This is a genomic window from Paenibacillus sp. CMAA1364 (assembly GCF_054373195.1).
Genome location: NZ_JBITNB010000021.1, coordinates 17447 through 30474 on the forward strand (window position 1 = coordinate 17447; position 13028 = coordinate 30474).

Below are 13028 nucleotides of genomic sequence, written 5' to 3' on the forward strand. Positions count from 1 at the left end.
TATATACTGGGGCTATATTTCACAGAGTAACGGTGTACCTTTCGTTGCAGCCGGGGGGATTCTGGTGGGTGTCGACTTTAAGGATTTAGTAGTGTCAGATTATGTATCTCTCAGTGATGAGGATATTGTTCAAGCTTTCCGATTAGGGGAGAGTGAAGCACTTGAGTTCTTGATTAATAAGTATAGAAACTTTGTACGAGCTAAAGCCAGATCCTACTTCTTGATTGGTGCTGATCGCGAAGATATCGTTCAAGAAGGAATGATTGGGTTATATAAATCGATAAGAGATTTCAAAGCGGATAAGCAATCCTCGTTCAAAGCGTTCGCTGAATTGTGCATTACAAGACAGATAATTACAGCGATTAAGACAGCTACACGACAGAAGCATATTCCATTGAATTCTTACATATCGCTGGACAAGCCCATTTATGATGAAGATTCAGATCGAACGTTGCTAGATGTCATTACCGGCACTCAAATATGCGACCCGGAGCAACTAGCAATTAATAAGGAAGAGTTTATGGGCCTTGAAGAGAAAATGTCAGAAATTCTAAGTGATCTTGAACGTAGAGTGCTCATGTTGTATTTAGATGGGCAATCCTATCAGGAAATATCGATAGATTTAGATAGGCATGTTAAGTCAATTGACAATGCCCTTCAACGTGTTAAACGTAAGTTGGAAAGATACTTAGAAGAAAAAGATAACTATAAATAATGCTTAGATAGAAAAGGCTCATTTGCGAGTCTTTTTTTTATCACGGAATGGGATATGGATGTTTAGAGCCTGTAAGAATGACTATACTAGTATATGATTGCAGATGGCTCTGGAATAGAGAAGATAGATTGACAACGACTTTTCGAAGCGGGATAAAATGGTCACTTGTGAGGTTCAATCTTTCGTTGACATGATATGAGCCATGTGATAGAGTGATTTAGGTAAGCCTAAATTCGCGTGGTTTTAATGGATAAGAGAGTATCAGTCATCATGTATTCTTTCTTGTTCATCTCGCAGAAATGGCTTTTTCTTTCAGCGATGGAAGTGAAACTGTTTCTAATTGGGATCAATATAGGGTCTTCTTGAAGAAGACATCTACGGGAGGTGCACATCATGCGGGTAATTATCACTTTGGCTTGTACAAATTGCAAACAAAGAAACTACGCAACCACAAAGAACAAGCGGAATCACCCCGACCGCATGGAGATGAAGAAATTTTGCAAGTATTGTAACGAGCAAACTCCTCATCGCGAAACCAGATAAGATAGTCTTATTGGAGGTGTAGTCGGCGTGAAACGTAAGTTCAAGTCAATTTTTTCCTTTTTCTCTGAGAGCTGGGCAGAACTTAAAAAGGTTCGCTGGCCTAATCGTAAAGAGCTGACAAACTATACACTAATCGTTATCGGTACAGTTACGTTTGTTACGATTTACTTTTGGGTGCTCGACATCGGTATTTCCGCTGTGATCGAAGCGATTATTTAAGAAGGGTCCCAGGTGGCGTAATATGGAAAAGAGCTGGTATGTTGTTCATACCTATTCAGGGTATGAGAATAAGGTCAAAGCCAATTTGGAAAAACGTGTAGAGTCGATGGGTATGGAAGATAAGATATTCCGTGTTCTTGTTCCTATGGAAGAAGAAATCGTAAACAAAGACGGTAAGAAAAAGACTGTCATGCGTAAAGTTTACCCTGGATATGTCATTGTCGAAATGATCCAAACTGATGATTCTTGGTATGTTGTTCGCAATACACCAGGAGTAACAGGTTTCGTAGGTTCAACAGGCTCAGGTTCTAAACCTACAGCCCTGCTTCCTGAAGAAATGGAGCAGATTCTCAAGCATATGGGAATGAATGAACCGAAACCCCATGTTGAATTTGAACTTAAGGAATCCGTTAAGATTAAAGTCGGACCTTTTGCGAATTTCGTTGGCTCTGTCGAAGAAATTTTGGTGGACAAGAGTAAAGTCAAGGTACACGTTAATATGTTTGGACGGGAAACACCAGTTGAATTGGATTTCGATCAAGTGGAAAAGATTGATTAATCTTTATGTTTCTTGTGGGAGGGCAGCGATGTCCGCTTAACCACTATTGAGTCAAGGAGGTGTTTTACATGGCTAAAAAGGTAATCAAAATGGTAAAACTGCAGATCCCTGCAGGTAAAGCGAATCCGGCACCACCGGTAGGTCCAGCATTGGGTCAAGCAGGTGTCAACATTATGGCATTCTGTAAAGAGTTCAATGCGCGTACAGCAGATCAAAATGGATTAATTATTCCAGTTGAAATCTCTGTATTTGAGGATCGTTCCTTTACATTCATCACCAAGACTCCTCCTGCTGCAGTTCTACTTCGCGTAGCTGCAAAGATTGAGAAGGGTTCTGGAGAACCAAACAAGAAGAAAGTTGCTACAGTGAATCGTACAGTTGTACGTGGAATCGCTGAGCAAAAAATGCCTGACCTTAATGCTGCATCCGTTGAGGCTGCAATGCGTATGGTTGAAGGTACTGCTCGTAGTATGGGAATCAAGATCGAAGATTAGTATTAGATTTTTCTGCGACACGCAGATCTGAATAAGATCAGCAAATGTGGGAGGAATATCCGCTAATACCACAAAGGAGGAATATTTCATGGCTAAACATGGTAAGAAATATCAAGATGCTGCTAAACTAATTGATAGTGAAACAGTATATGAGCCTTCAGAAGCCGTATCTTTGGTGAAAAAGGCAGCGACTGCTAATTTTGATGAAACTGTTGAAGTAGCTGTTCGTTTGGGTGTAGACCCTCGTAAACAAGACCAAGCCGTTCGTGGAGTAGTTGTCTTGCCACATGGTACAGGTAAAACTCAACGCGTATTGGTATTTGCAAAGGGTGACAAAGCGAAAGAAGCGGAAGCGGCTGGTGCAGATTTTGTTGGTGATGTAGATATGATCAACAAGATTCAACAAGGTTGGTTCGATTTCGATGTCTGCGTAGCTACACCTGATATGATGAGTGAGGTTGGTAAACTGGGTCGTCTGCTTGGTGGTAAAGGTCTAATGCCTAACCCTAAAGCGGGAACAGTTACTTTTGATGTTGCCAAAGCTGTTCAAGAAATTAAAGCGGGTAAGATCGAATACCGTCTCGACAAAGCGGGTCAAATTCACGCGCCAATCGGTAAAGTATCATTTAGCGATGAACAGTTGAATGAGAACCTTAAATCATTGGTAGAAGCGTTGAACCGTGCGAAGCCAGCATCTGCTAAAGGTGTATATCTGAAGGGGATTGCTATTTCCTCTACGATGGGTCCAAGCGCACGCGTAAACTCAGCAACTTACAAATAAACTTATATTGACTTGGTTGATATAATTTGATAATATGTAAGAGTTGTTGTAAATGACTTCGTATTAATTATAAAGTTGAATATGCTTACCGTAGACAGTAGGTGCCTGTGGCATAATTTCCTACCGAGGTGTTGTGATAGAACGTCAGAATGACTTGGATGCAAATCCAAATAAATGATGCTTCATCAGGCCTTCGTGAAATCTGCGAAGGCTTTTTAAATGCCTAAGTAGAATGGTCAGTGGTTTGTTATACTGCTGTACAGTAAACTATCAGGAGGTGTAGAGAATGGCAAATGCAAAAATTATTCAAGCTAAACAAGATGCAGTAGATGTTGTAACGGAAAAGTTGCGTAATAGTGTAACTACTGTTGTAGCGGATTACCGCGGATTGAACGTTACCCAAATCACTGAATTGCGTAAGCAACTTCGTGAAGCAGGTATTGAAATGTCAGTATTGAAAAACTCTTTGTTGCGTCGTGCGACTGCTGCTACTGAACTTACAGAATTGGATGAGATCTTAGTTGGTCCATCAGTTGTAGTGTTTGGTGCAGAAGATGTTGTAGCGCCTGCAAAAATTCTTAACGATTTCGCTAAGAAGAATACGGCATTAGAAATTAAGGGTGCTGTAGTAGAAGGTAAAGTCGTTAGCGTTGATCAAATTAAAGCGTTGGCAGAACTTCCGTCTCGCGATGGACTTCTTTCCATGCTTCTCAGTGTATTGCAAGCGCCTGTGCGTAACTTCGCACTTGTCGTTAAAGCAGTTGCTGAAAAAGAAGATCAAAGCGCTTAATGTCTTTGATTCTTATAAGTTCCGTATTAAACAAAATATTATAATATAAATTGGAGGTTCCACCATGACTAATGAACAAATTTTAGAAGCGATTAAAGGTATGTCTGTATTGGAATTGAACGATCTTGTTAAAGCAATCGAAGAAGAATTCGGCGTAACTGCTGCTGCTCCAGTAGCTGCTGCAGGTGCTGTTTCAGCTGCTGCTGAAGAGCAATCTGAATTTGACGTAGTATTGACTGGCGCTGGTGCTTCTAAGATCAACGTAATCAAAGCAGTTCGTGAAATCACTGGTCTTGGTTTGAAAGAAGCTAAAGATCTAGTTGACAACGCACCAAAAGCTTTGAAAGAAAAAGTATCAAAAGAAGAAGCAGAAGCTGTAAAAGCAAAATTAGAAGAAGTAGGCGCATCTGTAGAATTGAAGTAATTACTTCTTATCGTTCTATAGCAGCAATGCTTGCTATCATCTTTAGAGAAACAAACCCCTTGAATTTAGTTCAAGGGGTTTGTTTATAATTAATGTATGTCTAAGATGAAGAAAATAGGAAAAAATAGAAATAAACGAATAATTCGGAGGTTTAAGATGCCGCAGCATTATTATTCGAACGAACCCATAGTACAACATGATAGAAAAACAAATGAACAGGTCTTAAGAGGAGAAAAATACCAATTCATCAGTGATGCGGGTGTATTCTCGAAGAATGGTGTGGATTTTGGTAGCAAAGTATTAATTGAAGCTATGGATATAGGGCGTGAAGCTCATGTGCTTGATGTCGGATGTGGATATGGACCGATTGGATTGGCTGCAGCGAAGTTAGCAAGCAATGGTCATGTGACTATGATTGATGTAAATAACAGAGCGATTAAGTTGGCTAAAGAAAATGCTCAGTTAAATGGTATATCGAATGTTTCCATTGTGGAAAGTGATTTATACACAGCGGTGAAGGGACAACGGTTCGACGTTATTCTAAGCAATCCACCCATCCGTGCAGGAAAAGAAACAGTCCATGCCATATTTGAACAAGCATATGATCACTTGATTGAAGGCGGAACATTGTGGGTCGTCATTCAGAAAAAGCAGGGGGCTCCTTCTGCTAAAGACAAACTAGAGAAGTGTTTCGGGGAAGTACAAGAAGTAACCAAGGAAAAAGGTTATCGTATATTTAAGGCCGTCAAACAAGGTGGGAATTCGAATCTAAACTATTGACTTGACATTTCAGATATGATACTATTATGAAATGTCAGTATTAGGATAGGCTTCTTGTCTTTAGTTTGCTCAAATATGTTGGTTGCTATTAGTTACTAAACATATAAGGTGTATATCACATAAAGATATGCATGTGTTGTGATGCTAAAGATTTTAAAGCCTATGCGATGTAAGACCCATTGGGATTTGCTCTTTGTTCGAAAGAATTCGGGTAAGGGCTTTTCTTTATTTGTGGGAGCGAGGTCTGTATGGTTACATTATAAATGCCCAAACAGAGGTTCGCAATGTATTTTTAAAGTGAGTAGACATGAGGGGTGAGTTAAAGTTGGCGGGACATCTTGTTCAGTATGGTCGACGCACTCGGCGAAGTTATGCGCGAATTAACGAAGTACTCGAAATTCCGAACCTGATTGAAATTCAACAAAAATCTTACGATTGGTTTTTGGAAGAAGGATTACGTGAGATGTTTCACGATATTTCGCCGATCCAAGATTTCACAGGTAATTTGGTTCTAGAGTTTATAGACTACAGTCTGGGTGAGCCTAAATATAGCATGGACGATGCTAAAGAGCGTGATGTTACGTATGCGGCTCCGTTGCGTGTTAAGGTAAGGCTTATCAACAGGGAAACAGGAGAAGTCAAAGAACAAGAAGTGTTCATGGGTGACTTCCCACTGATGACGGAGACAGGTACATTTATTATCAACGGTGCAGAACGGGTAATTGTCAGTCAGTTGGTACGCTCTCCTAGCGTCTATTTCAGCACCAAAATTGATAAGAACGGAAAACGGAATTATTCAGCAACTGTGATTCCTAACCGTGGAGCATGGCTTGAACTGGAGACAGATGCGAAGGATATTATGTATGTCCGTATTGATCGTACTCGTAAAATTCCAGTAACAGTTCTACTTCGCGCACTGGGATTTGGTAGTGATGCTGAAATTCTAGATTTATTAGGTGACGATCAATATATTCTTAATACGTTGGATAAAGATAACACGGATTCAACTGAGAAAGCGCTCATAGAGATTTATGAACGTCTTCGTCCAGGTGAACCACCTACGTTAGACAATGCAAAGAGTCTATTAGTGGCAAGGTTCTTTGATCCGAAACGTTATGATCTTGCGAATGTAGGTCGGTATAAAATAAACAAAAAATTACACATTAAAAATCGCTTGTTTAACCAAAAGTTGGCGCAAAACTTAGTTGACCCAGAAACGGGAGAAATCTTGGCAGAATCTGGTCAAATGGTAGATCGTCGATTGTTGGATGAATTGATTCCTTACTTGGAGAATGGTGTTGGTCTTAAGACTTATCATGTGGCCAATGGAGCGCTTAATGCGGGTGAAGTTCCACTTCAAAGTATTGACGTGTTCTCACCTAACGAAGAGGGTAAAGTTATCAAAGTGATTGGAAATGCCAATATTGATAAATCGATTAAGAATATTACACCAGCTGATATTATTTCATCCATCAGTTACTTCCTTGATTTACTTCAAGGTGTAGGGAATACAGATGACATTGACCACTTGGGTAACCGTCGTCTACGTTCTGTTGGTGAATTGCTTCAGAATCAATTCCGTATAGGTCTTTCTAGAATGGAACGTGTCGTTCGCGAGAGAATGTCTATACAGGATGCGAACGTGATTACGCCACAAGCGTTAATTAACATTCGACCTGTTATAGCATCGATCAAGGAGTTCTTCGGTAGCTCCCAGTTGTCGCAATTTATGGATCAGACTAACCCTCTTGGCGAATTGACACATAAACGTCGTTTATCTGCTTTGGGACCTGGTGGTCTGACTCGTGAGCGTGCTGGTTTCGAAGTTCGAGATGTGCATCCGAGTCATTATGGTCGGATGTGTCCAATCGAGACACCGGAAGGTCCGAATATCGGTTTGATCAACTCATTATCCACATTTGCTCGTGTCAATGAATATGGATTCATTGAAGCGCCATATCGTTGGGTTGATCCGAAGACAGGAATCGTTACGGAACATATCGATTATCTAACTGCGGATGAAGAGGACAACTATGTTGTTGCACAGGCGAACGCTATATTGACAGAAGATAGTAAGTTCCAGGATGACATTGTTATCGTTCGTTATAACAAGCAGGCTGACAACATTCTATCTATGCCAAGTGATCGCGTCGATTATATGGACGTTTCTCCTAAGCAAGTGGTATCAGTCGCTACGGCGCTTATACCGTTCCTTGAGAATGATGACTCTAACCGAGCATTGATGGGATCTAACATGCAACGTCAAGCGGTACCGCTTCTCATTCCGAAAGCTCCACTAGTTGGAACTGGAATGGAACATAAAGCAGCAAAAGATTCTGGTGTATGTATTGTATCCAACTGTGACGGTATTATTGAACGATCTTCAGCCAATGAAATTTGGGTACGCCGTGTTGAGATGGTGGACGGCAATGAAGTGAAGGGTGATATCGAGAAACATAAACTTCATAAATTTATGCGTTCGAACCAAGGAACCTGTATTAATCAACGTCCTATCGTTAAAAGAGGAGACGTTGTGAAAAAAGGGGACATCCTTGCAGATGGACCATCTACGGAAATGGGCGAACTTGCTCTTGGACGAAACGTTGTCGTTGCGTTCATGACGTGGGAAGGTTATAACTACGAGGATGCTATTCTTCTAAGTGAGAAGATGGTAAAAGAAGACGTATATACTTCAATTCATATTGAAGAGTATGAGTCTGAAGCTCGTGATACGAAGCTTGGACCTGAAGAAATTACACGTGATATTCCTAACGTAGGTGAAGATGCACTACGCAATTTGGATGAGCGTGGCATTATCCGCATAGGTGCCGAGATTAGTGCTGGAGACATTCTAGTTGGTAAAGTCACACCAAAAGGTGTAACGGAATTAACTGCAGAAGAGCGACTGTTACATGCTATCTTTGGAGAAAAGGCTCGCGAAGTACGTGATACATCTCTACGTGTTCCACATGGTAGTGATGGTATTATCGTTGACGTGAAAGTCTTCACTCGTGAGAATGGTGATGAGTTACCTCCAGGTGTTAACCAAATGGTTCGTGTATATATTGCACAGAAGCGTAAAATCTCTGAAGGTGACAAGATGGCAGGACGACATGGTAACAAGGGTGTCGTTGCGCGTATTCTACCTGAAGAAGATATGCCATTCCTTCCAGATGGTACACCAGTTCAAGTTGTATTGAACCCGTTGGGTGTGCCATCGCGTATGAACATCGGTCAGATTCTTGAAGTACACATTGGTATGGCAGCAATGAGACTAGGAATTCATATTGCTACGCCAGTATTTGATGGAGCTAATGAGGAAGATGTCTTCGATACGATGGAAGAATCGGGTATGCAACGTAACGGTAAGACGAAGTTGTATGATGGTCGTACCGGTGATTTGTTTGAACGTGAAGTTACTGTTGGTGTCATGCATATGATCAAATTGGCACACATGGTTGACGATAAAATCCATGCTCGTTCAACAGGACCTTACTCTCTTGTTACACAACAACCATTGGGTGGTAAAGCTCAATTTGGTGGTCAACGTTTCGGAGAGATGGAAGTATGGGCGTTGGAAGCTTACGGTGCTGCATATACATTGCAAGAGATCTTGACTGTTAAATCGGACGATGTTGTCGGTCGAGTTAAAACGTACGAGTCCATTGTTAAAGGTGAGAATGTGCCGGAACCAGGTGTTCCAGAATCATTTAAGGTTCTAATTAAAGAACTTCAATCCCTTGGTATGGATGTTAAGATCCTTAGTGGTGATGAACAAGAAATCGAGATGAAAGAACTCGATGATGAAGATGAAGTGGCAGGCGACAAGTTGAGTCTCAACTTGGAAGGCGCGGAAGTCGGACGGGAATAAGAAGAATGTGATCGGCAGTTAGGCTTGCCTTGCTGCCCAATCACGTTATTTACTAATGTAATACTAGATTAAGGAGGGTTGCTCCTTGTTGGACGTTAATAATTTTGAGTATATGAAAATAGGGCTTGCTTCTCCTGAGAAGATTCGATCATGGTCCCGTGGAGAAGTTAAAAAACCGGAAACGATTAACTATCGTACGCTTAAACCGGAAAAAGAGGGTCTGTTCTGTGAGAAGATCTTTGGTCCAACAAAAGATTGGGAATGTCATTGTGGTAAGTATAAGCGTGTTCGTTATAAAGGTGTTGTCTGTGATCGTTGTGGCGTTGAAGTAACTCGCGCTAAAGTCCGTCGTGAGCGCATGGGACACATCGAACTTGCTGCTCCTGTATCTCATATCTGGTATTTCAAAGGTATTCCAAGCCGTATGGGTCTAGCATTGGATATGTCTCCAAGATCACTCGAAGAGATCATATACTTCGCGTCATATGTTGTAACAGATCCTGGCGAAACACCACTAGAGAAGAAACAACTTCTGTCTGAGAAGGAATATCGTAGTTATCGCGAGAAATATGGCTTCGGTTTCCATGCAGGCATGGGTGCAGAGGCTGTCAAGAAACTTCTACAAGATATTGAAGTGGATAAGGAATTAGTATTCCTAAAAGAAGAACTGCGTACAGCACAGGGTCAACGTCGTAACCGTGCGATCAAGCGTCTTGAAGTAATTGAGGCTTTCCGCAATTCTGGTAACAAACCAGAGTGGATGATTATGGACGTGCTGCCAGTTATTCCTCCTGAACTTCGTCCGATGGTACAGTTAGATGGAGGGCGTTTCGCAACGTCTGACCTCAATGATCTATATCGTCGTGTCATAAACCGTAACAATCGTTTGAAACGTCTACTTGATCTAGGAGCGCCTGACATTATTGTTCAGAATGAGAAGCGTATGCTACAAGAAGCTGTGGATGCACTAATCGATAATGGTCGTCGTGGCCGTCCGGTTACAGGTCCTGGTAATCGCCCGTTGAAATCTTTAAGTCATATGCTTAAAGGTAAACAAGGACGTTTCCGTCAGAACTTGCTAGGAAAACGTGTAGACTATTCTGGTCGTTCTGTTATAGTCGTGGGTCCTTATCTGAAGATGTACCAATGTGGTCTTCCTAAGAAAATGGCGCTGGAGTTGTTCAAACCTTTCGTAATGAAAGAATTGGTCAACAAAGGGTTAGCTCATAACATAAAGAGCGCTAAACGTAAAGTTGAACGCGTCAGTCCTGAGGTATGGGACGTACTAGAAGAAGTGATTAAAGAGCATCCGGTGCTACTTAACCGTGCCCCTACACTTCACCGTCTTGGTATCCAAGCGTTTGAACCAATCCTAGTTGAAGGTCATGCAATTCGACTTCATCCACTTGTATGTACAGCATATAACGCGGATTTCGATGGTGACCAAATGGCTGTTCACGTTCCATTATCTGCGGAAGCTCAGGCGGAAGCTCGTATTCTTATGTTGGCATCAGGCAATATTTTGAATCCGAAAGATGGTAAGCCAGTCGTAACACCATCACAAGATATGGTTCTTGGAACTTTCTACCTCACAATGGATAACAAAGAAGAAAAAGGATCAGGAATGATCTTGCGTACTGTGAATGAAGCACTATCCGCTTACCAACGTGGAGAAGCTGGTCTGCATGCACGTGTTGCTATTCCTGTTAAAGCTCTTGGGAAGACGATCTTCACGGAGAAACAACAAGGAGCTATGTTGCTCACAACGATTGGTAAGATTATCTTTAATGAAATCTATCCAAGTTCATTCCCTTTTATTAATGAGGCGACGCGTGAGAACTTGTTCCAAGGAACACCTGAAAAGTATTTTGTGTATGAAAAAGGTGCTAATATCCGTGAGTTGATGATGAATCTTCCGATTAGTGGTGCGGTAGGTAAGGAATATCTAGGACAAATTATTGCTCGTTGTTTCGAGACATATCATACAACGGAAACGTCTATCATTCTTGATGACATCAAACAACTTGGATTTACGTATTCTACACGTGCAGGAATTACAGTTGCGGTATCTGACGTTATTGTTCCTGTCGAGAAACAGGGAATCCTTAAGGAATCTGACGCCAAGGTTACTGTTGTTACGAATCAATACCGTCGTGGTTTGATTACGAATGAAGAGCGTTATGATAGAGTCATTGATATTTGGTCCAAAACGAAGGACGAGTTAACAGATGTCCTTATGAAGTCGATGGATCGTTACAATAACATCATGTTAATGGTTGACTCTAAAGCTCGTGGTAACAAATCTCAGATCACACAGTTGGGTGGTATGCGTGGATTGATGGCTAACCCATCAGGACGCATCATCGAACTTCCGATCAAATCCAACTTCCGTGAAGGACTAACGGTTCTTGAGTACTTCCTATCAACTCACGGTGCGCGTAAAGGTCTAGCCGATACAGCACTACGTACAGCGGATTCAGGATACCTTACACGTCGTCTTGTTGACGTAGCTCAAGATGTTATTGTTCGCGAAGAGGATTGTGGAACAGATAAAGGATTTAGCGTTGCTAAGATTCAAGACGGTAAAGAAGTTATCGAGGATCTTTATGATCGTATTGAAGGACGTTATTGCTTCGAAACGATTCGTCATCCAGAGACAGGCGAAATCATTGTTAAGCGTAATGATTTAATTGACTCTGATAAAGCGAGTGCTATTGTTGAAGCTGGTGTTGAGAAACTCCAAATACGTTCTGTTCTTAGCTGTAGAGCTCGTCATGGTGTATGTAAGACTTGTTACGGACGCAACTTGGCTACTGGTAAACACGTTGAGATTGGTGAAGCGGTCGGAATTATCGCAGCGCAATCAATCGGGGAACCAGGAACACAGCTTACAATGCGTACGTTCCATACTGGTGGTGTTGCAGGAGACGATATTACGCAAGGTTTACCGCGTATTCAAGAGCTCTTTGAAGCACGTAATCCAAAAGGTCAAGCAACGATCAGTGAGATTGATGGTGTAGTGAAAGAAATTAGAGAAACCAAAGATCGCCGTGAGATTGAAATTCAGGGTGAAGCAGAGACGAAAACGTATCTCGTTACTTATGGATCTCGTCTTCGCGTTAGCGAAGGACAAGAGATTGAAGCTGGTGACGAATTAACGGATGGATCTATTGACCCTAAGGAAATCTTGCGTATCAAAGGTATTCGTGGTGTGCAGAATTATATTCTACAAGAAGTTCAACGTGTATATCGTAACCAAGGTGTAGAAATTAATGATAAACACATTGAGGTTATGATTAAGCAAATGCTTCGCAAGATTCGAATTGTTGATGCTGGAGAGACAACATTGCTTCCAGGAGCATTCTCGGACATTCATGAATATGAAGCAGCTAACAAAGTAGCAATTCTATCTGGTAAAGAACCAGCAGTTGCGAAACCAGTTCTTTTAGGAATAACCAAGGCTTCCTTAGAAACAGACTCATTCTTATCAGCCGCATCTTTCCAAGAAACAACTCGCGTGTTGACGGATGCTGCTATAAAAGGTAAAGTCGATAAACTTCTTGGATTAAAAGAGAATGTTATCATCGGTAAATTAATACCTGCGGGTACAGGTATGAATAGATACCGTAGTGTGACATATGCTGATCCAGAAGCTGCAAACAAAGGGTTAGAAACAAAAGAACCTGTTTCAGTAGAATAGATTTAGTGGGGTGTATTGAAGTTATGCTTATTACAGATAACTTCAATGCACCAACTATATTATCATGAGAGATTCAAGAATACGCTTGACATCACTTTTATGAGATGCTAATATATCATAGGTGCACGAGTGTTTGGGTCATGCCTGTTCTT

The 13028-nt window shown here is 41.3% G+C and carries 11 protein-coding genes and 1 other annotated feature; all 11 genes read left to right on the forward strand.

The features are described from left to right. Positions 1-64 precede the first annotated feature (64 nt). The 11 genes from sigH (at position 65) to rpoC (ending at position 12876) form a co-directional block, all read left to right on the forward strand. Positions 65-715, forward strand: a complete 651-nt coding sequence (sigH, locus tag ACH8E3_RS12290) for an RNA polymerase sporulation sigma factor SigH (RefSeq protein ID WP_458632937.1) — start codon at positions 65-67, stop codon at positions 713-715. A gap of 393 nt (positions 716-1108) precedes the next feature. Further along, positions 1109-1258, forward strand: a complete 150-nt coding sequence (rpmG, locus tag ACH8E3_RS12295; RefSeq protein WP_082865682.1) for a 50S ribosomal protein L33 — start codon at positions 1109-1111, stop codon at positions 1256-1258. Positions 1259-1285: 27 nt separating this feature from the next. Then, positions 1286-1477: a preprotein translocase subunit SecE gene (secE, locus tag ACH8E3_RS12300; RefSeq protein ID WP_458632938.1), complete on the forward strand. Its 192-nt coding sequence runs from the start codon at positions 1286-1288 to the stop codon at positions 1475-1477. A 22-nt stretch (positions 1478-1499) separates the two neighbouring features. Further along, positions 1500-2036, forward strand: a complete 537-nt coding sequence (gene nusG / locus ACH8E3_RS12305) for a transcription termination/antitermination protein NusG (protein ID WP_458632939.1) — start codon at positions 1500-1502, stop codon at positions 2034-2036. A gap of 68 nt (positions 2037-2104) precedes the next feature. Continuing rightward, positions 2105-2530: a 50S ribosomal protein L11 gene (rplK, locus tag ACH8E3_RS12310; RefSeq protein WP_458632940.1), complete on the forward strand. Its 426-nt coding sequence runs from the start codon at positions 2105-2107 to the stop codon at positions 2528-2530. Positions 2531-2618: 88 nt separating this feature from the next. After that, complete coding sequence (gene rplA, locus ACH8E3_RS12315; RefSeq protein ID WP_458632941.1) at positions 2619-3311, forward strand: 50S ribosomal protein L1; 693 nt, start codon at positions 2619-2621, stop codon at positions 3309-3311. A 70-nt stretch (positions 3312-3381) separates the two neighbouring features. After that, positions 3382-3538, forward strand: a sequence feature (ribosomal protein L10 leader region). Between the two features lie 59 nt (positions 3539-3597). Then, on the forward strand, positions 3598-4101 hold the full coding sequence (rplJ, locus tag ACH8E3_RS12320) for a 50S ribosomal protein L10 (protein WP_458632942.1): 504 nt from the start codon (positions 3598-3600) through the stop codon (positions 4099-4101). A gap of 64 nt (positions 4102-4165) precedes the next feature. Beyond that, a complete protein-coding gene (gene rplL, locus ACH8E3_RS12325; RefSeq protein WP_458632943.1) occupies positions 4166-4525 on the forward strand; it encodes a 50S ribosomal protein L7/L12 in 360 nt (119 codons plus the stop codon). 156 nt (positions 4526-4681) lie between these two features. Next, positions 4682-5305: a class I SAM-dependent methyltransferase gene (locus ACH8E3_RS12330; protein WP_458632944.1), complete on the forward strand. Its 624-nt coding sequence runs from the start codon at positions 4682-4684 to the stop codon at positions 5303-5305. Between the two features lie 325 nt (positions 5306-5630). Beyond that, positions 5631-9176 carry a DNA-directed RNA polymerase subunit beta gene (gene rpoB, locus ACH8E3_RS12335; protein WP_458632945.1) on the forward strand — a complete coding sequence of 1182 codons (3546 nt, stop codon included), beginning with the start codon at positions 5631-5633 and terminating at the stop codon, positions 9174-9176. A gap of 85 nt (positions 9177-9261) precedes the next feature. Further along, on the forward strand, positions 9262-12876 hold the full coding sequence (rpoC, locus tag ACH8E3_RS12340; RefSeq protein WP_458632946.1) for a DNA-directed RNA polymerase subunit beta': 3615 nt from the start codon (positions 9262-9264) through the stop codon (positions 12874-12876). Positions 12877-13028 lie beyond the last annotated feature (152 nt).